The organism is Metabacillus schmidteae, assembly GCF_903166545.1.
GTDB classification, from domain to species: Bacteria; Bacillota; Bacilli; order Bacillales; family Bacillaceae; genus Metabacillus; species Metabacillus schmidteae.
Genome location: NZ_CAESCH010000002.1, coordinates 709657 through 732487, shown reverse-complemented (window position 1 = coordinate 732487; position 22831 = coordinate 709657). Strand labels below are relative to the sequence as shown.

Annotated in this window: 24 protein-coding genes and 1 riboswitch; of the genes, 9 read left to right on the top strand and 15 right to left on the bottom strand. The window is 34.1% G+C overall.

The window, feature by feature from the left end; translation table 11 throughout:
* Positions 1-40 precede the first annotated feature (40 nt).
* From HWV59_RS24360 to HWV59_RS24335, 6 genes are all read right to left on the bottom strand, one after another.
* Complete coding sequence (locus HWV59_RS24360; protein WP_102228650.1) at positions 41-2335, bottom strand: histidine kinase; 2295 nt, start codon at positions 2333-2335, stop codon at positions 41-43.
* Between the two features lie 21 nt (positions 2336-2356).
* Positions 2357-2515 (bottom strand): competence pheromone ComX, encoded by a 159-nt coding sequence (gene comX / locus HWV59_RS24355; RefSeq protein WP_102228649.1) that lies wholly within the window; start codon positions 2513-2515, stop codon positions 2357-2359.
* Between the two features lie 2 nt (positions 2516-2517).
* A complete protein-coding gene (locus tag HWV59_RS24350; protein WP_175640593.1) occupies positions 2518-3462 on the bottom strand; it encodes a polyprenyl synthetase family protein in 945 nt (314 codons plus the stop codon).
* A 127-nt stretch (positions 3463-3589) separates the two neighbouring features.
* A complete protein-coding gene (locus HWV59_RS24345) occupies positions 3590-3730 on the bottom strand; it encodes a DegQ family regulator (protein ID WP_026558999.1) in 141 nt (46 codons plus the stop codon).
* 325 nt (positions 3731-4055) lie between these two features.
* Entirely contained in the window at positions 4056-4280 is a 225-nt protein-coding gene (locus HWV59_RS24340; protein ID WP_102228647.1) for a hypothetical protein, read from the bottom strand.
* Positions 4281-4428: 148 nt separating this feature from the next.
* Positions 4429-5649 carry an EAL and HDOD domain-containing protein gene (locus tag HWV59_RS24335; protein WP_175640592.1) on the bottom strand — a complete coding sequence of 407 codons (1221 nt, stop codon included), beginning with the start codon at positions 5647-5649 and terminating at the stop codon, positions 4429-4431.
* Between the two features lie 610 nt (positions 5650-6259).
* Here HWV59_RS24335 and hpaB point away from each other — a divergent pair.
* On the top strand, positions 6260-7702 hold the full coding sequence (gene hpaB / locus HWV59_RS24330) for a 4-hydroxyphenylacetate 3-monooxygenase, oxygenase component (RefSeq protein ID WP_102228645.1): 1443 nt from the start codon (positions 6260-6262) through the stop codon (positions 7700-7702).
* Between the two features lie 213 nt (positions 7703-7915).
* On the opposite strand, the gene HWV59_RS24325 is transcribed toward hpaB, so the two are convergent.
* The 6 genes from HWV59_RS24325 to HWV59_RS24300 all read right to left on the bottom strand — a co-directional run bounded on the left by HWV59_RS24325 (position 7916) and on the right by HWV59_RS24300 (position 13053).
* A complete protein-coding gene (locus HWV59_RS24325) occupies positions 7916-8164 on the bottom strand; it encodes a YueH family protein (protein ID WP_175640591.1) in 249 nt (82 codons plus the stop codon).
* A gap of 141 nt (positions 8165-8305) precedes the next feature.
* The gene (locus HWV59_RS24320) at positions 8306-8527 is read right to left on the bottom strand and encodes a spore germination protein (protein WP_175640590.1); all 222 of its coding nucleotides are present in this window, start codon (positions 8525-8527) and stop codon (positions 8306-8308) included.
* 77 nt (positions 8528-8604) lie between these two features.
* Positions 8605-9723 (bottom strand): AI-2E family transporter, encoded by a 1119-nt coding sequence (locus tag HWV59_RS24315; protein ID WP_175640589.1) that lies wholly within the window; start codon positions 9721-9723, stop codon positions 8605-8607.
* Between the two features lie 289 nt (positions 9724-10012).
* Positions 10013-10543 carry an HD domain-containing protein gene (locus HWV59_RS24310; RefSeq protein WP_102228641.1) on the bottom strand — a complete coding sequence of 177 codons (531 nt, stop codon included), beginning with the start codon at positions 10541-10543 and terminating at the stop codon, positions 10013-10015.
* A 287-nt stretch (positions 10544-10830) separates the two neighbouring features.
* Entirely contained in the window at positions 10831-12207 is a 1377-nt protein-coding gene (locus HWV59_RS24305) for a sensor histidine kinase (RefSeq protein ID WP_175640588.1), read from the bottom strand.
* 93 nt (positions 12208-12300) lie between these two features.
* Entirely contained in the window at positions 12301-13053 is a 753-nt protein-coding gene (locus HWV59_RS24300) for a (S)-benzoin forming benzil reductase (protein WP_175640587.1), read from the bottom strand.
* 174 nt (positions 13054-13227) lie between these two features.
* Here HWV59_RS24300 and HWV59_RS24295 point away from each other — a divergent pair, with 174 nt between their 5' ends.
* The 4 genes from HWV59_RS24295 (at position 13228) to HWV59_RS24280 (ending at position 16337) form a co-directional block, all read left to right on the top strand.
* Positions 13228-14460, top strand: coding sequence for a PucR family transcriptional regulator (locus HWV59_RS24295; protein ID WP_102228638.1), 1233 nt, complete (start codon positions 13228-13230; stop codon positions 14458-14460).
* A gap of 128 nt (positions 14461-14588) precedes the next feature.
* Positions 14589-15722, top strand: a complete 1134-nt coding sequence (gene ald / locus HWV59_RS24290; RefSeq protein ID WP_102228637.1) for an alanine dehydrogenase — start codon at positions 14589-14591, stop codon at positions 15720-15722.
* 178 nt (positions 15723-15900) lie between these two features.
* Positions 15901-16092, top strand: a complete 192-nt coding sequence (locus HWV59_RS24285; RefSeq protein WP_175640586.1) for a hypothetical protein — start codon at positions 15901-15903, stop codon at positions 16090-16092.
* A 71-nt stretch (positions 16093-16163) separates the two neighbouring features.
* Complete coding sequence (locus tag HWV59_RS24280; protein ID WP_102228635.1) at positions 16164-16337, top strand: YjfB family protein; 174 nt, start codon at positions 16164-16166, stop codon at positions 16335-16337.
* A gap of 379 nt (positions 16338-16716) precedes the next feature.
* Here the strand turns inward: HWV59_RS24280 and HWV59_RS24275 are convergent, their stop codons facing one another.
* Positions 16717-17316 (bottom strand): sulfite oxidase-like oxidoreductase, encoded by a 600-nt coding sequence (locus HWV59_RS24275; protein WP_175640585.1) that lies wholly within the window; start codon positions 17314-17316, stop codon positions 16717-16719.
* A gap of 116 nt (positions 17317-17432) precedes the next feature.
* Here HWV59_RS24275 and HWV59_RS24270 point away from each other — a divergent pair, with 116 nt between their 5' ends.
* Positions 17433-18020 (top strand): biotin transporter BioY, encoded by a 588-nt coding sequence (locus tag HWV59_RS24270; RefSeq protein ID WP_102228633.1) that lies wholly within the window; start codon positions 17433-17435, stop codon positions 18018-18020.
* Between the two features lie 563 nt (positions 18021-18583).
* Here the strand turns inward: HWV59_RS24270 and HWV59_RS24265 are convergent.
* Positions 18584-19129, bottom strand: a complete 546-nt coding sequence (locus HWV59_RS24265) for a DUF6241 domain-containing protein (protein WP_102228632.1) — start codon at positions 19127-19129, stop codon at positions 18584-18586.
* Between the two features lie 251 nt (positions 19130-19380).
* Between HWV59_RS24265 and HWV59_RS24260 the strand changes: the two genes are divergently transcribed.
* A complete protein-coding gene (locus tag HWV59_RS24260; RefSeq protein ID WP_175640584.1) occupies positions 19381-19545 on the top strand; it encodes a hypothetical protein in 165 nt (54 codons plus the stop codon).
* A gap of 31 nt (positions 19546-19576) precedes the next feature.
* Here HWV59_RS24260 and HWV59_RS24255 read toward each other — a convergent pair whose 3' ends face one another.
* Positions 19577-20911: a Na+/H+ antiporter family protein gene (locus HWV59_RS24255; RefSeq protein WP_102228631.1), complete on the bottom strand. Its 1335-nt coding sequence runs from the start codon at positions 20909-20911 to the stop codon at positions 19577-19579.
* 268 nt (positions 20912-21179) lie between these two features.
* Positions 21180-21263: riboswitch (cyclic di-GMP riboswitch) on the top strand.
* Positions 21264-21335: 72 nt separating this feature from the next.
* Between HWV59_RS24255 and HWV59_RS24250 the strand changes: the two genes are divergently transcribed.
* Both HWV59_RS24250 and HWV59_RS24245 read left to right on the top strand, forming a co-directional pair.
* Positions 21336-21683 carry a hypothetical protein gene (locus HWV59_RS24250; RefSeq protein WP_102228630.1) on the top strand — a complete coding sequence of 116 codons (348 nt, stop codon included), beginning with the start codon at positions 21336-21338 and terminating at the stop codon, positions 21681-21683.
* 65 nt (positions 21684-21748) lie between these two features.
* Positions 21749-22735, top strand: coding sequence for a ketoacyl-ACP synthase III (locus tag HWV59_RS24245; RefSeq protein ID WP_175640583.1), 987 nt, complete (start codon positions 21749-21751; stop codon positions 22733-22735).
* Positions 22736-22831: the final 96 nt, after the last annotated feature.

The window sequence follows — 22831 nt, the reverse complement described above, 5'->3', positions numbered from 1 at the left end:
TTTAATCTTTAAAAGGACTTGGCAATAAATTAACCAAGTCCTATATTTCAATATCTAATTTTAGCCCATTGCCCTGAGAAGTTTCAACAGAAAACGTACCCTTAAGAGCTTTTACACGCTCGCTAATACCAGAAAGCCCCATACTCTCTGCTTTGTCCTCCAAATCACTCATTGCAAAGCCCACTCCATTATCTTCATAGTGAAAGACAATTTTGTCTTTTATACAAACTAAAATAATAAGAACATTGGTTGCCTGTGAATGCTTGTGTGCATTAGTGAGTAACTCTTGAACAATTCGATAAATATTCAATTGTGCATCAATATCTAAAGTTTTTGAGAAGTTCCCTGTATTTAAACGAATATCAAAGTTTACGATTTCTTGGTACTGTGCTACCAATTTATTCAGCGCTTTTACAAGACCTAAGTCATAAAGTAGCTGAGGACGTAACTCCTGACAGGTTTCTCTTGTTGTTTTAATAATTTGTGTCATACTGCTATTCATATTTTGCAACTGACTTTTTAAACCTTCATCTTTAGCTTCTGCAAGGACTAATTCACATTGCCTTTTTAATGAGACTAAGTCTTGTAAAACAGAGTCGTGAAGATCCTTCGCTAAGTTGGAACGCTGTTTTTCTTCGATTGAAAATAAAAGCTTTGTTAACCAGCCTGGATTTTCTCCTTCTGTTTCAACCTTTTGTAAATGTTGCATCAATTCATCGATTTTTAAGAAGTTTTCCAATGAAACATTCGTATAAAATGATAACGTCTTTAACCATGATATTTCATCACGTGTAAGAATCGGTGTATTCAATATAGATAAACAAACTAATACATAACTGCGATTATCTGTTACACCAATATTTATAATAAACCCTTTATCCACTTCTCGTATCTTACCTACTTCATTAGATACCTCTTTAATTTCAGAAACATATGACCCATAATCTGCTTCCTTAGCCTGTGGATCTATTGATCTGATATTCCTTTGCTTGTCCACTTCAATAAAATAGGCTTTACTAACAAGTAACACATCAACAATCACTTGTTTCAGCTCAGATATAACCTGATCTAAATTACTCGCCTTTCGGATACTTTCAGTATATTTAAAAATACTATCCTGATAATTATACTTTTCAGAAAATCGTTTGAGCCTAAAACGGAAGTCGAAGATTTCTTTGATGTAGAATACTGAAATCATAGTAAAAAAGATAGCAATAGAAAGCTTTATTTGGTAAAAATTAGGGTCATTTTCTTTTAAGCTAAGCATGATTCCTACAATTACAAAGGTTGGAATAACCGCCAATAATGAATAATATCTAATTCGTCCAAGTAAGAATTCAATATCATATATTTTAGTGGCTAAAAATTGATATACGAGCGAAAACGGTATAAGTAATAAAAATGCTGCTAGAAACGTTGGCGGGAAAACATAATCTTGAAATATTACAAATGGTAATACATAAAAAAGTAAAAATGGTGAAAATGCTAATACATTTGTCACGATTAACACTTTCACTATATAGGCCTGCTCCGAATATTTTATTTTTTTCAAACCAACAAATTTTAGTACAAAAGTCATAACTAGCATTATGAAGAAGGAAATTAAATTTATGATTTTATTAGTTTGACTACTGTACCCAATTATATCCTTAACCACTTCAAGTAATAAGTTAATTGTTACAATTATATAACCAAATTTTATATAGTTATGGCTAAATAATTTTTTCCCCAGTTCAATAAAATATTGATATAAGAAATGCAGGTAAGTCACAGGTACCAATAAAAATAAACACAAGTTTACATATCTACAAATAATGTCACCCTTTGACGACCCTGTTGCACTAAGATAAGCCACTGCAATAATTAACAAAAACATATTTAATAAGTTTGCAGATTTAAGGTTTGCCCTTTTATTTGATTTATAAATATAAAAGCTGCAAAATAAACACAGGGTTAAAACAGTAAAAGGTATAATTATTATAAGCAAACTTTGCGTGCTAAAAATTGTTTCATTTAAAACTGTATACTCTTTAATAACGCCATCTCTACTAAGCGAAAATGAGTCTACTTTTTCAAGTACATGGTAATCAACTATAGGTTTGTGCTTTAAAGGATTATCTCCGTTAACCTCAACAACTACATCTCCTATATGGATTCCTCTTTTTTCAGCCCAAGAATTAGGTTCTAGATTTGTTACAATGATCTCTTCATTTTCATTTATTATTACATTTGCTCCAACATAGGGATGGTTAATATTCAATGTTATTATATATATAGAAAAGACTATGCTAAGGACAACAAAGAATATAAATGTTTTGTTGAAGTTACTATGCATTACAAACACCCTTCATTAGCTTTATAACCAGTACGTACTAAATAATTTCCCTGCTTCCTTAATCCCTTCAATCAATCCTAAAACATCATCTAAATCTACACCTAATAAACTAGCTTCTCCATTGACTACTTTTTCTAACACATCCGGGTTTTCAATTAGAAAGTTTACGATTTCTTGCATAGTTATCTCTCCTTGTTTTTTGGATTTAATTTTATAATCAAATGAGCATTTAAGTGCTCACATTGATGCTGTTCAATTGGTAATTGACGAATCAGCCGAGTTGCTTTGTTGACCGCAATTTGTTTCATAACGTTTAAGTATTGGGCGACTCCGGCATCTATCAACTTTTGTTTCAGGTTTAATGCACTGTCAAAGTATTCATTTATTGGTCTGCCACTATGAAAGCCTTCTAAAATGTCTATGGCGTGTTGATTGTATTTTTTTTGAAGATATAGATATGCCAATGTTTTCTTTTGAGTAGATACATCGTTTTTGTGTGGGTTAAACAGATCTCTAAAATCATTATCAATTTGTGCTGCAATACCTAATTGATATGAATATCTTTCTACAGATGGAGTGTTTACGCCTGCAAGTAGCATTCCACTAACTGAGGCTAGGGCAATTAATGAACCTGACTTATTTTTCATAGCTTCTAAACATTCTTCTTCAGTTAAAGTATCGTTTTTTAGATCTACATGTTGTCCTTCCATTGCTTGAACAGAAAATTTGAGAAATGCTTCTAGTATTTGAAGCTTTTTTGAAGATTGAAGTGATAAAATAGCCAGCTTGCTCAATGTATATAGAGTTGTTGCGGCATTAAGAGCTATTGGATGCTCAATTTTCATCCATGGCTCGTCCTCATTATCTAAATCTTCTAGGTCATCAAGCATATCAAAAGACAAAATTAGAAGTTCTACCGCTGCTGCTAATTTAGGCATTTCCTCATCTTTTCCATTAAACGATTGATGGTGAATCATCGTTAAATCTGCAAATGGAAGATCTTCTTTATTGTTAATAAAGGTAAGTAACAGATTCCTTAGATCGGTATTTGTCACACATGAGGTAATTGTGTGAATCATATGTTGCTTCACAACTAAAGACTTGGCTTCTATTAAAATCACCTCCATATGCTATATTACTATATACCTGGTATTTTTAATAGAAAAAGAATCTTTTATACCTATATCTATTACATTTTTACCCCAATGACCAAAATATGTCAATATAAAAAAACTTGGCTATAAGCCAAGTTTTTTAAGATACATTCAAAAATGCATATTTATCATATTTGTCAATACTTTTATTTAATAATTCCAGTGACTGTTTCGATTCTTTCAGCTCTTTTTCAATTCGAAGTAACAACTCAGTCATTTCATCTATTTTCTTCTGATTCACTGTTTCACACTCCTCATAGATTGGTAATAGTACCAAGCCAGCTTATCGTGTTTATACGTTTATTCTAATTCAAAAACGATCCATTCGCACCGAAAATAATCCGTATGACACAATGCGTGATACCGCAAAGCAAACGCAATAGTCCAAATTATACATTTTCGACACAAACTTTATTGTTCTTTTCACCTGTTTTATGTCATTTTCAACTGACCAATATAATATACGGCACCTTTCATTTATTATGAGGGGGTAGATTGTACGATTTTTCTTTTTGATCATACAAAAAAGACCTATGCCTTTATAAACACAGGTCTACAGCCTATTATTAAACAGTTAGTATGTTTTTTTCGAAAATATTTTGCGCCTCTTCAATTGCTAAATTCATCAATTCAGACTTTTTTTCAATAGGTCCTTGATACTCTAAGGTGTAATCTTCTATGCCTGTCTTCGAAAACAAGCATTCCATTGTTACTGTACAATTGTCTTTTTCCACCGAAAACACCGCAACCATCTTATCGTCCAATACAAAAAATGTTGGCTGCCTACCCATTGAGTGTTCAAGACCTCCTTAATTAGTATCAAATTGTTGAGGACTTTCATATTTTGTCATTTCTATCTCTACAATTCTACAAAAGGGGTCTTATTCCTTCTTTTTATTACAGTGAATACAAAAAATAAATAAGAGCTGGTTAGATTGATTAACCAGCTCTTACTTTCATTAAATTTGAAGCCCATTCGATCGCTTGAACATAAAATTGATTGATTACTTCCTTTGAAATCGGTATATCTTCTATTTCCCATTTCGTTTTTTCGATTAGGATCGACCATACCAATACCTTATGTAAATTATTTTCCCTTCCCAGCAGGGCATCCTGAATTTCATCTGATAGCGGCAAATCTTCTAAAACCTCTGAAATACTCCTATGCATCAATGTATCAATTAAAGAAAACATACCTGTTAACATATAAGGAGCCGAATGTGCGTACCCAAGATAATGTGCAATTTGTTCACATAACTTCCCACGCACCAGTGACAATTTAATAACCTCTTGCATATCATGATCATCGCTATCTTTAATAGACTTAAGTGATAACACATAAATCCATTTCTTTAATTCATTTAGACCTAATAAAACAATAGCTTGCTTTATTGACTGAATTTTATTTACAGGACGAAATGCCGGAGAATTAATTAATTTTAGCAGCTTATAAGACATCGAGATGTCATGTTCGATGGAAGATGCGATCATATCTATATCAGGCTCTGTTTTTGAAAGCTCGGCTAATATATGATAATACGTTTTTAAATATACTGGTATATCATGACTGGAAATTATATTTGGGCGACTAAAAAAATAACCTTGAAAATAAGTATAGCCAGCATGTTTCGCAAACAAAAATTCTTCTCTAGTTTCGACCTTTTCAGCTAGAAGCTTAATATTGTGTGGACGATATTTCCTTACCAATTCTCTTTGTATTTGTTTCGTTGTTTGAAGAAAATCCACTTTAATAATATCAATAAACTGCAGTAACTTCGGAAAATAGTGTGAATGCTCTTGTACTAAAAAATCGTCCAATGCTATTGTGTAACCTAATTCTTTTAATTCTTTACACGTAAAAATCAATTCTTCATCTATTTCAACGTTTTCTAAAATTTCCACAACAATTGAACTGGGATTAAAAAAAGTCGGTACTTTTGATTTTAATAAACTTTCAGTGAAGTTTACAAAACATTGTTTTCCTTCTGATAGATCCTGCAAACCAATATTCATAAAGCTATTAATGATCACTTCTGTTGTTGCTTGATCACCATCAATATCCGGAAAGGCATTTTCATTACTTCCTCTATATAGAAGTTCGTATGCGATAACTTCCTCTTTCAAGTTGAAAATTGGTTGTCTTGCGACAAAAACTTCCATCATTGATCCCCCGATACAAAAACCAATAATTTCTAATTAACTTTATTTTACTATAGATCATCATATAATGAAGTATTTATTTAAGAATATTTTCATATGAGCACAACTATTATCCTATCACTATTAGAAAAACTTGGCTTCTCGCCAAGTCCTAATGGCGAAAGTCTTAGTTTTTCTTATACTATCCTCCATAAAATTTAAATACTTTCTGATAGTATAAAAAAGTTAGATCTTTAGGATTCAGTAAGTTTTATAAAAAACGAAGTAGTGTTAATGTCAATTTCATCCATCCAAAAAAAGATAACCATAATGGAATACTGAGGAGTGTAGCCCAAAGCATACCCTTAAAGAAGTTTTCTTCATGCATACCTCTCACATCCTTGAAAAAAGTCATTAACTATATTTTCTCCACAATGTTTCTATATAAACATTAGGAAAACGCTTACATTTAATTCGTTATGATTATTACTAACATTATTCACCTATAGCCCATTCAATTCCTTTATTATCTCTTCATCAATTTTCAACATTGTTTTTTCAAGCTTCTATGCTCACCCCATCAAAACGTTTGGCATATAGTAGGTACATATGATATAAGGAGTGAAAATCAATGCCTGCTATTGATGGGAATCAGTATCTTAAACGGATGGATCAGCTCAGTCCAAATGTGTGGATAAAAGGTGAAAGGATAAGAGGAAAACTTTCTCAGCACCCTGCTTATAAAGGGGCTATGCTAACAAAAGCTTCCCTTTATGATATGCAGCTTTCTCCTGAGCTCATTTCAAAAATGACATACCCCTCACCTACTACATCACAAAATGTTGGATTATCTTTCTTACAACCAAAGACAAAAGACGAGCTTGAGGCCAGAAGAATTATGATAAAGACTTGGGCAAAGAAAACAGCTGGATTGATGGGGAGAACTCCGGATTACCTAAATACTGTTTTGATGACCTTCGCTGCTTCTGCCTCATTACTTAAAGAGCAAGATGAAGAGTTCACCAAAAATTTACTGAAAATGTATGAATTAGCCCGGGAAAATGATCTTTCCTTTACCCACAGCTTTATTAACCCTCAGATCAATCGATCAGCAAGCTATGAAGAATATACTGCTTATCCCATCGCTGCCAAGGTGATTAAAAAGAATGCAGATGGTTTGATTATAAAGGGAGCAAGAATGTTGGCTACACAAGGCGGGATGACAGACGAGATTTTAGTTTTACCAACTGGACAAAGTGATGAATATGCCTTTTGCTTTAGCATTCCAACAGATACTGAGGGAGTAAAATTTATTTGTCGTGATTCTTATACTCATGATGAATCAACCTTTAACCACCCCCTCTCTTCTCGTTTCCATGAAATGGATACAATGATTGTTTTCGATCATGTATTGGTTCCATGGAATCGTGTCTTTTTTTATCATCGACAGGACTTGGCACAAAAACTTTTTTCAAGAAGTAGTTTCACCCCTCTTACTCTTCATCAAGTTATACTTAGACAAATCGCAAAAACTGAATTTCTCCTTGGTTTAGCGCAAAAAATGGTTATAACATTAAATATTAATGAATATCAACATATCCAAGCAAAAATTAGTGAGATGATCATTGGATTAGAAACAATGAAGGCATTACTGGATCGGTCAGAGCTCGAGGCAAAAATTGATGAATGGGGAACAATGGTTCCAAATAGTCATACTTTATATGTTGCTTCTAATTTATATCCTAAGCTATATCCGCGTATGGTAGAAATAATCCAATTAATAGGGGCAGGCGGATTGGTAGCTATTCCATCTGAAGAGGATTTTGCATCAGACATTTCCACAGACATCAATCATTTTTGTCAAGGAGCTGCTTGTGATGCGAAGACAAAATCTATGTTATTCAGGCTTGCCTGGGATTTGACAATGAGCAGCTTTGGCTCACGACAAACTCAATATGAACGTTACTTTTTTGGAGATCCTATTAGATTATCGTCAGCACTTTATAATGGATATCCCCGGGAAGAATATATTCGTGAGGTAGAGAATTTTTTAGATCTAGAAAAAGAGACTTAAAACAAGTCTCCTCAGACTGTTGACAAACGCTCGCTTTCTTCGTTACTCACCTTGCTGTGGTGCTCATTACCAAACACGGTAACTCCGCTCCTCACAAGGCTTCGTGCCTCGAAAGCAAGCGTTAGCAATCAGTCTGAAGGGCTAGCGACTTTTAATTTGTCTACAAACTGGAAAAACTTAAAACAAGTCTCCTTTCTCTAGTTCACTTTAATATTACATTTCACTTACCCATTGTTGTACCTTTCTGGCCAGTTCATCTGCTGTTTCCTGTTCTACATTCTTTGTTAATGAAGTGATTAAGCGATGATACAGCTCATCCCTTTTTTCTTCATACGAAATTGTTGTAGACCATTCGATTTCAGGAATGGCAATTAAGCTGTATTCCTCTTTTTTATTTTCGTAAATATATACATTTGTGATATCATGTTTTTCATTTTTCACATTTGCTTTTCTAATTTTCACATCAATTCATCCTTTCTCATACTCATGAAAATATTATAATCGATGTTCAAACGAATTTCAGCTATCGTCATGTTAGTGACATGCAACAAAAAGAACTGAATACCTAGTAACCTCACTCTAGATAATCAGTTCTTATATCACTTAAAAATTAAATATGTTGTTTTGATCTATTACATCACTATCTTGGAAATTAGTTATATTAAAAACATTTTGTGTATCCGTGAAATCACCTGTATTAGCTGTACCTGAGCCGAGAGAGGTCTTATTCGTGGCTTTAGGAGATAAACTAAAAGTATCTCCAACTTTAAATACAGCAGAATTACTGATACTAATTAACTCAATGGGACCAACAAAAGCAGGCATCATCTTTCTCCCCTTATCTAAATGAAGAATGAATTCATCACATTATCATATGTATTTGATAAAAGAAGGGTTCTTGCCTAGCCGTTTATATTACTACTGCTAATGATATCTTCCTTTGATTTTGCTCTTAATTTAATCAAGCGAACCACATTTAACGTAACAGCCTTTAACACTGCATAGGTAGGTACCGCTAAAATCATTCCGATAACTCCACCAAAACTTCCTGCTCCAATTAATAATAAAATAATTGTTAATGGATGAGTGTTAAGTCGTTTTCCAATAATGAGAGGAGATAAAAGATTCCCATCAAGCTGTTGCACCACAGTTACAACCAAAGCTGCAAGCAACGCTTTTGTCGGTGAATCAAGCAGTGCAATGACAACCGCCGGTGTTGCACCAATAAACGGACCTAAATATGGAATAATATTAGTAACAGCCACTACAATACCAAGAACTAAGGCATAATCTAAACCAATGATCATATAACCGATAAAACAACCAAGCCCTACTACTAGAGACACAATCAGCTGTCCTTGTATATACGTTGCAAGTGTTTCGTACAAGTCTTTTAAAATTTTAAGTCCCTCTCCGCGATAAGTACTTGGAAATAGTTTTACTGCTTCTCCAGGAAATTTATGACCATCCTTCAGCATGTAAAAAAGAATAAAAGGAACGGTAACAATGGTTAACGTGATATTAGTTACAACACCCAATAGTTTTGAAAAGCTAGCTGTAATATTTTCCGGTAAGCTTGTTGCATAACCGGTTAATGTCTGTTCAATTTGATTTAGAGGCACATACTGCTGCTCCATCAGCCAAGTAAACCAATGGGTTTGAGACATACTTAAAATAAAATCAGAGATTTCTCTTGCATATGTAGGAAAGTTATTAATTAAATCTGACACCTGCTGTGAAACAATAGGTCCAATGAATGATATGATACCAGTTATAACTCCAACAAACACGATATAAGGAATTAATATAGCCAGTGTTCTTGGTACTCGGTTTCGTTCAAGCAGTCTAACAAGGGGGTTAAAAATAAAAAATAAAATCCCGGCAATTAATATTGGAAAGAATAAAGTCGAAGTAAACACAATGATTGGCTCAAATAAGAAAGAGACTTTTGTACCCACAAAAACGATTAAAAGCAATAATAAAATTTGTAATGTCCAAAAATGAACCTTTGATTTTAACACAATTTTTCCTCCAGTTTATTTCTACCTTTCGTCAACATTATAGGCATGAAAACCAAACATTAACCAAAAGATATACTAATGTATATAAATTTATACGTACGAAAATATAAATCGTTTCAATTTTCTGTTGCCTTTACAATATGAATCTACATTAAATTCCATTCTTTTCTTGTTTTGTTATATCCATCTTATCTTCTGGCAATCTTTCAGTCAAACATTCTAGTACTCAAGTTTGAAAAGCTTTTTAGCGAAAAAACAGACCATTAGCAGGTCTGTTTCATTTTAATGTCTATACAGATTGTCGATATTCAGAGATAAGCTGCTCGATTGTATAATCTAATCGTTCAATTTGTTTAATAGCATCTTCAACCTTCATTTTGCGGTAATGATGTTTACCAAATGGTTCTTCATCCATTTCATCTGCCTGCCTGACAATTTGTTGTAATGTGTTTTTCTTCATAGAATTTTCCGGCAAATAGGAATCAGTATGCAAGAGAATTGCAAGAGCAATTTCTTTAGCATATTTCCGATCCTCTCCTAGCCTGATTAAGAGCTTATGAGCACGTTCAGCTCCCTTAATTGCATGAATATCATTTTTAACATATGCATCATAATCCCATTCCCCATTGGTGTACCACTCATAATGCCCAATATCATGAAGTAAACCCGCCTTAGCGGCAAGGTCAGGATTTACATCATGCTTATTAGCGAGCTGAACAGCATATTGGGCAACTGCAATTGCATGTGAAACTCCAGAACGATTTAAATATTTTTGTGCAATAGGATGTGTAAAAACATCGATTAAGCTGACTCGTCGCATGGTAACCCTCCTATTTTTTCATGTTGGCCAATCTTACTGTTTACACGTAACACTTTACGCTTGATATTCAGAATAATCTAACATATATATAAACTTTCTTCAAGAAAAACGTTAATTTTTCTACCAATGATCGACCTTAATAAAGTGAGCTTTTATTATTTATATGTATAAAAATAAAATTTGTAACATTTTCTTTGAAAAAAGGTTGTTTAAACTTGTTGTTGATGAATTACTGTTCTATACCCAAAGCAAAATAAAAAAGAAACCACATCGTAGTTTCTTTCAAATTAAGGTTTATATGGTATGTGTACTTCAAACATTGTTGTAGATTTGTTGGATTTCACATTGATTGTGCCACCATACTTAAGCACTACTTGTTTCACAATACTCAGTCCATCTCCACGTGGAACTCCCCGCTTTTCTGTTTTGGTTGAAAAACCTGCCAGAAAAATTTTGTGAAGATTTTCCTTTGCAATGCTTGGTCCTATATTCTCTACTAAAAAGATATATTTATTCTGGGTAACTCGAGCCTCTATATTTATGAATCTCTCAGATTCTGGTCCTAAAAGGGTAGCATCAAAGGCATTATCAATTAAATTAGAAAAAATTTTAATTAAATCAATTGTATATATATGTTTAAACGAATGATCATCAATATGTAGATGCATGTCAACCTTCTCATTTTGTGCTCTTGCCCACTTGGATTGAAGCAAAATGAAAAGTGCCGGATTTTTAACAACAACCGGAAGTTCCATTGTTTCTACTTCAGTTGTTAATGAATTTACATATTCAAAAGCTCTATCCTCACGACCGATCTTCATTAACCCTTGAATGACTTGAATATGATTTAGGAAATCATGGCGAATCGATCTCATTGTATGAAGCATTGACTGAAACTCAACTTGGTAAGTCTCCTCTGCTTCCCCGACCTGTGAATACACATTTTTTCTGTACCATATTTGAAAAGCTATAAATATACTAAATGACAACAGAACTAACACACCACTCATAATGAATGAAGGAAAACTTTTTTGCATAACATCCTTTGTCAATTCCTCAACTGCTTCAGCTTTTGACTCCATCACAAGTGATCCACTATATTCACCATCACTATTTAATATAGGGACAGTAGCCATGATTGTATTTTGGTTAGAATCATCTTTTATTTTTAAGTATGAGGTTTTATCCTTGCTAAAATGGTGTTCAAATTCTTTAGAAAGCTCACAGCAGGCCTCTGACATCTTCATTTTACGTGTGCTAGATGCCCGAACAATAAGTTCTTCATTGGAATCTGGTTTCACAATATAAACATTTTCAGCCCCAAAGGATTTTTTTATTCTATTAAGTTGCAGCTCGAGTTCTTTATTAAGAGTAGTTGGATTTTCCGATAATTTTACTAAACTGGAATTATCCAAAAATTCTAAAGCCTGTTTTGTATTTGACATCGCTTGATGACCAATTGTTAGCTCAATTGTTTTCTTTGTATTTAAAAATGTAGCATATAGATTAGATACTGAGAAAACCAAAATAATGAAAATAGTGACAGAGATAATAACGGCATTCTTTTTATTTTTTCTTTTTCTAATTTTCAGCCACCTCTGTCCTTCAAACTTATCCCATAAGTGATATACTTTACCAAATTTGTATCTATTGATAATATACAACAGTTGACATTTTATGGGGTAAACATTCTTTCTAAATTACCATTATACTACAAAAATAACCCTTTTGTCACAAAAACAAACATTACTTTGTACCTATATAAGTTCCTTTATATCGTATATTCTTCCATTTTCTAATGAAGAAGATAAAAGGTTGATTAATTTTTTTGCGACAAAGCTTGGTGAGCGGAGCATTCCTTTTTCATGATACTCCTTGAATTGTTCAATAGATGAGAATTCATCCTTCGTTGCATTTCTAATTGTACCCTGCATATATGTATCCATAATACCCGGTGAAAACGCAATTGATGTAATTTTTGTTTGTTTTTCTTCTTGTTCAACACCCACTGTTTTTGTATACATATTTAATCCGGCCTTGGTGCTGCAATATGCACTCCAGCCTGGTACAGGTCGATTCGCTGCTCCTGATGTAATATTAACAATGACAAGACTTGCAGAGGTCCCTTTTGTTTTTTCGATGAATGCCTCACTCAATAATATTGGAGTCAGGAAATTTAGATGAACATGTAAAACTAATTCCTCATGCTTTGCACTACCTGCTTCTTTAATTGGATTAACGGTACCTGCATTATTAATTAATGTAATCTTTTGTGCATGATTTATATTTATCTGTGAAAATAACTGGTTTAAAACGATAGGCAACTGCTGGATATCTGATAAATCACATTCAATAAATGATAAAGGTGCTTGTTTTTCAGCAGCTATTTTTTTAAGAGTAGAGCTTACAGTCCTGGATAAACATATAATGGCACTATTTTGATCATCTATTTCATTTACAATTGCTTCACCTAAACCTCGAGATGCACCTGTTACAATATAATAATTCATCTTAACAACTCACTTTCTTTTGGTTCGTTCTTCCAATTCCTTCTCTTTTTTAGCACAGCCTGTCCAGAAAAGCAAGAAGACCATTCTTCATATTTGCTTTGACAAACAGTAACCATAATACTAAGCTAAAATCAACATATACATATATAAATTGCGAATTAAAGTAGGGATAACATGACTGGATTTTCAAAAGACCCTTTTAACTATCATTTTGAACACCTTGAAGATGTAGCAGAAAAGATTAGTGAAGTACTTCAATGTCCAATTACGATAGAGGATGTAAACCATAGATTACTAGCATACAGTACCCATGATGACAGAACAGATCCTGCACGAATCTCTACTATAATAGGAAGAAGAGTTCCGGAAAAGGTTATTAACAGTTTGTGGAAAGATGGAACAATCCCAAAACTTCTTAATACTGATGAGCCCATTCGTGTAAGTAATATTGATGAAGTTGGCTTAGGCAATCGCATTGCCATATCAATTTGGAAAAATGAAGAGGTGTTAGGTTTTATATGGGCTTTAGAAATTGAAAAGCAGCTCCAACAAACAGATCTTCTACTTTTGAAAAAAGCGGCTAGAGCAGTAAAAAACAAATTGCTGAAACTACAAGTTCGAAAAACGAAAAAAGAAGAACGAAATCAAGAATTTTTTTGGAAGCTGCTCACTGGACATGTCTCAACAGAGCATGAGATTACACAAGGTTTCCATGAGCTTAATTTACATGTTCCTTCTCCATTTTCAGTCGTCATCTATAAGTTTCCTCAGGAAATAAATGATGAAACAGAGAAGAAGCTTTCTTATCTGCTTCAAACTACCCAACAGGTAACGATCCTTTTATACACATTTGATTATGACGAGCTCATCATCTTATTATCAGCAAAGAGTTCTGCACCTCTAACGGAAATTAAACACTTTACATATTCAACAATTCGCCAGCTTGTAGAAAGATATCAACTGAAAAATGTAACAGCAGGGATAGGAGGAATATTTTCTTCACCAGTTTACATTGAAAGAAGCTATAACGAAGCTGTGGCCGTACATTCACTTAAGAAGCGGTTCCCCAAAGAAACAACTGAATTAACAAGTTTTTCTGAACTGGGTTTTTATCAATATTTAGATATCTTATCACTACAGCTTAAAGAATCCGGTCATCAACATTACTCACTGACAAAATTAAAAGAATATGATCGGCGGCATAGCACAAATCTTGTTCAAACTCTTGAAGTGTTTCTCGATCATGACAGCCATGTGCACGAAGCTTCTAAAGCACTTAACATTCATATTAATACATTAAACTATCGACTTAAAAGAATTTCAGAAATTGGTGAATTAAATCTCAGAAACATGAATCAAAAGATCACAATTTACTTATATTTAAAACTTGAGCATATGTCTTTGTGATTTTTCACAAACGTGGTTAAAACCTTTCTCATTTTTAAACAAAGATATTTATTTCATTTTTATTTATACTTGTATTAATAAATAGAGATCATATATAAATATTGACTTTAAAGGAGGAAGGTTTTCTTATGATTATCGGAGTTCCAAAAGAAATTAAAAACAATGAAAATCGCATAGCCTTAACACCTGGTGGAGTAACACAGTTAGTAGCATTTGGTCATCGTGTCTTAATTGAAGATCAAGCCGGTTTAGGAAGCGGTTTTGAGAATGAGGATTACAAACAAGCAGGAGCTGAGATTGTAGAAAAAGCGGAAAAAGTATGGGCTGAATCCGAGATGGTAATGAAAGTAAAAGAACCTCTGCCATCTGAATATGCATACTTTAGAAAAGGATTAATTTTATTCACCTATTTACATCTAGCGGCAGAGCCTAAGTTAGCCCAAGCTTTAAAAGATAGTGGTGTAACAGCGATTGCTTATGAAACAGTTTCCGTAAATCGTACGTTACCATTGCTTACTCCAATGAGTGAGGTTGCCGGACGGATGGCATCACAAATTGGTGCACAATTCCTTGAAAAACCTAAAGGTGGAAGAGGTATTTTATTAGCTGGTGTTCCTGGTGTGAGCCGTGGTAAAGTGACGATTATCGGTGGCGGTGTGGTCGGTACAAATGCAGCAAAAATGGCAATTGGCTTAGGTGCTGATGTGACGATTATAGATTTAAGTGCAGACCGTTTACGTCAGTTGGATGATATTTTCGGTAATCAAATTAAAACATTAATGTCAAATCCAATGAATATTGCAACATCTGTCGCTGAAGCTGATTTACTCATTTGTGCAGTATTAATTCCCGGAGCAAAAGCGCCAACTCTCGTTACGGAAGAAATGGTCCAAGCAATGAAGCCGGGATCTGTTATTGTTGATGTTGCAATTGATCAAGGTGGAATTGTAGAAACAGTTGACCATATCACAACACATGATAACCCAACATATGAAAAACACGGTGTTCTGCATTACGCTGTTGCAAACATGCCTGGAGCTGTTCCTCGTACATCAACGATTGCACTTACAAATGTTACAGTTCCTTATGCATTACAAATGGCCAATACAGGTGTATATCGTGCTATTAGCGAAAGCCCTGCACTCCAGGCAGGAGTTAATGTTATGGATGGAGAAATCACATATAAAGCTGTTGCCGATGATCTTGGGTTTATATACAAATCAGTTACTGAAGTCTTAAAAAGGGAACATTTAATGAATTAAGTATCACTATTATCAAAAGGCAGATTCGTCTGCCTTTTTTGTATTATCAGAAGGCATAATAATTTTATAAGCTTTCACCTTTAGAGCTTGGCGAAAAGCCAAGTTTTTCTATTTGTCAAAGAAACATATTTTGTCTCATTAATCACAAACTAAACTGTATGAAAAAGGAGGAATGAGAATGCAAAAAAATGCCAGAGGGTTTGTCCAAGATTCCGTTTCTGCTTTAGAAACAGCTAAGACTTCATTACAGAGTGCATTGCAAACTATAGAAAAAGGGACAAATCGCGAAAAAATCGGAGTTTCACTTCAATCTGTTGAAGCTGCTCTTCAACAATGCGGCCAAACTGCCAATGTGTTAGAGCAAGCTTAATTAGACTTCTTTAAAAATTTCCTTCATCATTTGTTTACTTAACCGATACAAATGATGAGGGGGTGAAAATCGTGGATATTGCAGCCTTATCAATTGGGTTAAATCAGGCATCTCTAAGTCAAAACGTTAGTATCGCATTAGCTAAAAAAGTAATGGAAACTTCACAGCAAAGCAACGAACAGCTTTTAAAAGCTATGGAAGCGCCACATCCTAACTTAGGAAACAGCATTGACGTAAAAGGTTAGCACCATGTCCCCTATTATTACGGGGACATGGTAATCCTATTGTTTGACCATTATGACAAAAATTTTTCCGCAATGTCGAAATTCCACTAACAATTCTCCTTATATTCCGTTCGCTGTTTGGCAAAGCTTATGTAGAGGCAAGACAAGACATAATCATCATCTCAGCTTAGTTATCCTACTATACATCCATGTCTTGCCGGCTATACACATGATTCTCTTTCTTATGTAAATATTAAGCCTTGTTTCTCATCTCTAGTAAATTAAAGACAATTGATAGAAACTATAATAGTATAGGATGAATTTTTTGACAGTTATCCTTGGATAGCTTTTTTTCGAAGAATTTCTTTTAGCTCAATGTCAAAGCTTTATCTCCCTAGAATTAATCAAAACGATACCTTTGTTCGAGCCAAGGATTTCCCTCCATATGGTAGCCATTTCTCTCCCAAAAACCCGGATGATTATGCTGTGTAAACTGAATCCCTCTTATCCACTTTGCGCTCTTCCAAAAATAGAGATGGGGAATAACAGCGCGAAGGGGATAACCATGCTCAGGAGTTAAAGGTTCATGATTATAGCTATGGGCTAGTAGAGTTGTTTCTCTCATAAAGTCATCAATTGATAAATTTGTCGTCCATCCTTCTTCTGCATGTATAATGACATACTTTGCTTGAGATTGTACGTGAACACCCTCTAATAAATCTGCTGTTTTAACCCCTTGCCAACATACATCTAATTTAGACCAACCCGTTACACAGTGGATATCATTAATTAATTCTGATTGAGGAAAATCCTCTTTTATTTCCTTTAATGTAAAAAGTTTAGGATGATCGACCAATCCATAAATTTGTAGATTCCATTTACTAATATCCTCATAGTAAGGAACGTTTCCTGTATGCAAAACAGGAAATGCCGTTGTAACGTTTTGATTTGGCGGAACCCTTCCGGAAGGGTGTGGTTTTTTCTGCTTTCCAAAATACATGACAATTCCTCCATATTCACTTATGTTAATGTTAACTAAAACTTTAAAACAGTTGACAATCTTTTCTCGTTTATATTATTCTTTCTTTAAGAATTTGTTTTAAAGGGGGATATACGATGAAAAGAAAATTAACAACATACGATATTTCATTAGTTGGTATGTTTGCCGCACTAATGGCTATTGGTGCTAATATTACGTCTTGGGCGCCATTTCTTCAAGTGGCAGGTGTTCCATTATCAATGCAGCCATTTTTCTGTATTTTAGCTGGACTATTATTAGGCAGCAGACTTGGGGCGTTATCAATGACGATTTATGCACTAGTTGGAATGGCCGGCGCTCCTGTTTTTGCACAGTTTAGTGGTGGGATTAGTGTTTTATTTCAAAGCACTGGCGGATTTATTATTTCTTATATTATTGCAGCTTATGCAGTTGGTAAAATTCTAGAAGTTAGTAAAGAAAAGAAGCTACCTGTTTTCATGATTGCATCATTTGCAGGCATTACTCTTATTTATATCGTAGGGACGACGTATATGTGGCTTGCATTAAATGTATGGATGAATGCTCCAATGTCATACGGTGCTGCTTGGGGTGTTATGGCATGGTTTATTGTAAAAGATGTTGCTTTTACGATTTTAGGTGCATTGCTGGCTCCTCGCATTTATTTTGCTGTAACGAAGGCAGCTAATAAAAGAATTGCGGCGTAATGTATGAGTAATAAGCTATTTTAAAAGCCTTTGTTCTCGATTTTAAGGTACTTACTTAAATATATGACTTAGAAATGACGTATGAATTGGCATACGTCATTTTCCTTATTTATCAACATTTCTACGAAATCCCCTTAACTTTGGCATAGCAATTGACAACATTATTATGGTGGGCAATGAGTATTGTACAATTAAAAAAGATGGTCAATTCTTCTGTCATTTGCAATCCAATTTTATTGATTGATCGAGAGGGTCTGCACTTATCGGTTGTGGGAAAGGGTAAACACCTAAGTTGAAAAATAGACGGAAAAATTCCGCTTATTTAGTAATTACTATTTAAAAGAGCATAAATAGACGGAGAGATTCCGCCTATTAACTCGAAAAATGTGAAAAAGGGAGGTTTTTCTTTGCATAATCGGAAAACCTCCCCTTATTTATCCCCGAAAAGAGCTCCATTCTCCATCTAACCGGAAAATCTCCGCTTATTTTCCTTTTGCTGGTTACTCGACTCAGGACACAACATCCTATAAAAGACACAGGTTTTTAGAAATTATTTGTTTTATTTATTTAATACTCTCATCATACTCTTCCAAGTACTGTTGCTCCTGCTCTGCAGACATGACACCTGTTGCTTTACCGATTGTTCCTCCTTGTAAGCTCCAGATTTCATTGTGATCTTCATCAGCTTGAGAGAAATCTCCAGCCTTCCAACGAGTTAAAATGTCCAACAACAATTCCTCATGGTCATATTGACCATTTTCTATTAAGTTGATCAGAAACAAAATTCGCTCATCCGTCATTTCAAAATGTAGCCATTTTTCATCTGCAATTACCTTTTGATGACTCATTCCGTGCATATAGTTGAGAATATCTTCTTCAGATAAAGTTGCCTGTTCACTTCCGAATGGATTGTTATTCATAACAACTTCTTCTGATACAACTTCTTTCGTGTTGGTACTTTCTTCAACTTCTTCTGTTACGTTTTGAGCAGCTGTTGAAGTTGATTTAGAATTCATCATATCAAAGAAAATATACCCCAGAAACCCGAAACAGACAGTAACAACTATTATACTGGCTATCATCCACTTATATTTTTTTATCCAAGACACGGCAACAACCTCCATAGAAAAACTTTGCTTGTCAGCTTAGTCAATCGTTATTTCTATCAACAAAATATTTCCGATCCTAATAAATGAAGATAGTCTAGTATAATCATACAATGGATAAAATAGGAGAAACAAGAAAAGACTTTGTCGAAAAAAATCAGATTCATATTTTTTTTAATTTTGTGCTCTTATCTGTATAATGTTTACTAGTTTTGGCAATAAAAATAGTAGAGTATATGAAAGAGGTGTAGAACATGAAGACATTGGTTGTAAAGAAGTATTTTTTAGATATAAAAGACAGAGAAGCTTTTGAGAGAGAGATACTGGAACAAAATCCTGAATTAGTAGACACAATACTAGAATGGGATGACGAGGAATTAACGGAGAAATTAAATATATTGAAAAAAAACTTGGTTTGAACAAAGCCAAGTTTTTTTTCGTTAAGATATTCTATAGAATTATCGCTGCGATCCACCCAAAGATAATAAGGGGGATATTGTAGTGAATAAAGGTTGGAACACACGTATCCCAAATATGATGATGATTTCCATCTGCTGCTAAACCAGATGTTGGACCAAGTGTACTGTCAGAAGCAGGTGATCCTGCATCACCAAGTGCTGCTGCTGTGCCTACTATCGCAATCGTTGCCATAGGGCTGAATCCCAATTGAAGACATAACGGTACAAATATCGTCGTAATAATAGGAATCGTCGAAAAGGATGAACCAATTCCCATTGTGATAAGAAGACCAACGATTAGCATTAGCAATGCACCTATTGCCTGATTTCCGCCAATCAACCCAGCTGCATCTTCTACAAGCTTTTCAACATGACCAGTTTCCTTTAATACACTTGCAAATCCAGATGCTGTAATCATGACAAATCCGATAAATGCCATCATCTTCATTCCGTTTGTCACCAATGTATCTGCTTCATTACGCTTTACTACTCCGCCTAGAAATAAAATGCTTAAGCCAGCTAATGCACCAAAAATCATTCCTTCAACCTCTAATTTTTGAGAAAGATATAGTTGAACAGAAAGTGATACTATAATAGCTAGAACGGCTATCGTTATACTTTTTTTCGTATACTCTTGAGTCATTTCTTGACCAGGTATTTCACGATTTTCATAGTGTCTTTTTTTACGATACGAAAAGAAAACAGCTATAAGTAGACCACAGACCATTCCGATAGCAGGTATAGCCATCGCTTTTGGAATGGAAGATAAGGTCACAGTTAGTCCGCTTTCTTCCATATTCATTTGCATAACTCCATGAAAAATGGCCCCAAATCCTACAGGTAAAAACATATAAGGTGTTATTAATCCAAAGGTAAGGACTGATGCAATTAATCTACGATCTACCTCAAGCTCATTCAAAACCTTCAAAAGTGGCGGTATCAAAACCGGGATAAATGCGATATGAACTGGTACTAGGTTTTGTGAAAAAATCGCCATAATTAGAATTAAAAATACAATAAGTGCCTTTGATAGCGTTTTTCTTCTTGCTTCTCCATCACGACCAACTATTTTTATCACACTTGATACCATCGCATCTGGTAATCCGGTTTTCGTTAATGCAACGGCAAAAGCTCCTAGTAAGGCATAGCTTAGTGCTACTGTAGCATTTCCACCTAACCCACTTGTAAACCTCTCAATCGTTGTGGCTAAACCTAAGCCTCCAGTTAATCCACCTATTAAAGCCCCTATCACAAGAGCAAAAACAACATTTATTCTTAATAAACTTAAAATTAGCATAGCAATAACTGCTATAATGACTGCATTCACCTTCAATACCCCCAAAAAACACTTTAGTTTACTAATATGGTAGAGAAATAAAACATCGGAATTAAATTTATCATATATGTTTTTATTCTGTCAATTAGTATACTAAGATATTATTCAAAATAATCTCTTAAACGTTAAAGAGACTTTAAATTCCTACTGTTATAAAAGCCCTTTCTTTCAAATTCTTAAAAAACATTATCTTTTTATATTAAATTTTTTTCCAATATGACGATATTAAAGATGGCCTATTTTTTATGAGAAATATACTGGTCTAACAGGGCAAACTTATTGAAAAATAAGGACGCAAAACTATGGGTCTAAGGCATATTGCTATGACTGCCAAGTTGCACATCGTGAATCCGGTTTTAACCCCTTCTTGGTTGTCCGCCTTAGAACCTCGCTTACAAAAGAGAGGAGAAACAATATGTCACAAGGTAGTTATGAAATTAAAGTAAATCGTGGTGCAAAAAACGTGGAGATGTATATTGGTGGAACATTTACACCAACAGATGTACAAAACTTCGTTAGTGACTATAAGAATAAGATTTCAGTTATTAACGCTAATGAATTCACTTTAGAAATTGATTGCACCTTTATGGATCTTCTTAAACAAGAAATGATTCCAAGCTTAGAAAATTCGTATAAAATGTATAAGGAATCCGGTTTCAAAAAAGTGGTATTCAAAATTAAACAGAATCCTGTATTAAAACTTCAATTAAATAGACTTGCAAGAAGCACAGGATTATCAAACGCCGAAGTTATTGAGAGCTAAGAAGTGTCAGGATGAATCACTCATCCTGATTTTTTTATTCTACAAATAAATAGGGGGAATACACTTTGCAACATATAAGAATCCATTCTATTGATATTTATCATCCAACAAAAGTCGTTGATAACACATACTTTATTCATCATTTTCAGCAAAGAGAAAAGGATATCACAAGATTTCTTGAACATATGGGAAGAAAAAATCGTTATATCATTGATAATCCAGAAGAGAATAGTTTAACGATGGCCATAGAAGCAGCCAAACGAGTTCTTAATAAAGCAAAAATGAGTGGAAAAGATATTGATATTATCATGTTCTCGTCACAAATTCCTGAATACACGTTTCCTACAAATGCTACTTATCTACACAATGCAATCGGGGCAGGGGCACACACAATCATTTTAGATTCGAATGCTAATTGTGCCGGCATGACTGTTGCTGTTGATTATACTTCTAGATATATGCTTGCAAATAAGCATGTTAAAACCGCATTAATTGTAGGGGCAGATTATAACTCTATCATTAGTGATCCAGAAGATGAAATAACATACTCAAATTATGGTGATGCTGCAGCTGCTGTTATATTAGAAAAAACAGATATAGAAACAGGTTTTATTGATTCTATTTATTTTACAGATTCAATCAATATGGATAAAATCTTATATCCCGCAAAAGGCTTATCGAATGTACTCCAAAACAAAGAGGCAGGAAAGTATATTAAGTGGCTTCCTTTTGATGGAGATATCGCTCTGCCTCCTACTTTCGACATGATTCAAAAGCTTTTAGAGCGTAATCATTTACAAGCAAGTGATATCAACTGTTATTGCTTTTCACAATTCTCTTTAGCCAATATTTTAAAGATAAAAGATAAGTTTTCCATACAGGATGATCAAATAGTTTATGTGGGTGATCGTTTCGGATATACAGGGACATCCAGCCCCTTCCTGGCATTACACGAGGCAATAAATAGAGGAACTGTTAAAAGAGGAGATACTATTTTATTTTGGACGATTGGTGCCGGTTACCAATTAGTTGCCATGTTATTTAAATATTAATCAGGGAGGCAGCTGTTAAAAAAGTGACAGGTAAACATATTTTTACGTATGTACCTGTCACTTTTGTTTTCTACCAACATGTCTTTCAAATTTCGA

What these genes read in the sequence shown, in the direction of transcription:
- comX (WP_102228649.1), bottom strand. Translation starts at nt 2,515, where the DNA reads ATGCAAGAAATCGTAAACTTTCTAATTGAAAACCCGGATGTGTTAGAA.
- HWV59_RS24335 (WP_175640592.1), bottom strand. Translation starts at nt 5,649, where the DNA reads ATGGAAGTTTTTGTCGCAAGACAACCAATTTTCAACTTGAAAGAGGAA.
- HWV59_RS24360 (WP_102228650.1), bottom strand. Translation starts at nt 2,335, where the DNA reads ATGCATAGTAACTTCAACAAAACATTTATATTCTTTGTTGTCCTTAGC.
- HWV59_RS24310 (WP_102228641.1), bottom strand. Translation starts at nt 10,543, where the DNA reads ATGCGACGAGTCAGCTTAATCGATGTTTTTACACATCCTATTGCACAA.
- HWV59_RS24275 (WP_175640585.1), bottom strand. Translation starts at nt 17,316, where the DNA reads ATGTATTTTGGAAAGCAGAAAAAACCACACCCTTCCGGAAGGGTTCCG.
- HWV59_RS24250 (WP_102228630.1), top strand. Translation starts at nt 21,336, where the DNA reads ATGTCACAAGGTAGTTATGAAATTAAAGTAAATCGTGGTGCAAAAAAC.
- HWV59_RS24300 (WP_175640587.1), bottom strand. Translation starts at nt 13,053, where the DNA reads ATGAATTATTATATTGTAACAGGTGCATCTCGAGGTTTAGGTGAAGCA.
- HWV59_RS24260 (WP_175640584.1), top strand. Translation starts at nt 19,381, where the DNA reads ATGAAGACATTGGTTGTAAAGAAGTATTTTTTAGATATAAAAGACAGA.
- HWV59_RS24295 (WP_102228638.1), top strand. Translation starts at nt 13,228, where the DNA reads ATGACTGGATTTTCAAAAGACCCTTTTAACTATCATTTTGAACACCTT.
- HWV59_RS24285 (WP_175640586.1), top strand. Translation starts at nt 15,901, where the DNA reads ATGCAAAAAAATGCCAGAGGGTTTGTCCAAGATTCCGTTTCTGCTTTA.
- HWV59_RS24320 (WP_175640590.1), bottom strand. Translation starts at nt 8,527, where the DNA reads ATGCCTGCTTTTGTTGGTCCCATTGAGTTAATTAGTATCAGTAATTCT.
- HWV59_RS24350 (WP_175640593.1), bottom strand. Translation starts at nt 3,462, where the DNA reads ATGGAGGTGATTTTAATAGAAGCCAAGTCTTTAGTTGTGAAGCAACAT.
- hpaB (WP_102228645.1), top strand. Translation starts at nt 6,260, where the DNA reads ATGCCTGCTATTGATGGGAATCAGTATCTTAAACGGATGGATCAGCTC.
- HWV59_RS24270 (WP_102228633.1), top strand. Translation starts at nt 17,433, where the DNA reads ATGAAAAGAAAATTAACAACATACGATATTTCATTAGTTGGTATGTTT.
- HWV59_RS24340 (WP_102228647.1), bottom strand. Translation starts at nt 4,280, where the DNA reads ATGGGTAGGCAGCCAACATTTTTTGTATTGGACGATAAGATGGTTGCG.
- ald (WP_102228637.1), top strand. Translation starts at nt 14,589, where the DNA reads ATGATTATCGGAGTTCCAAAAGAAATTAAAAACAATGAAAATCGCATA.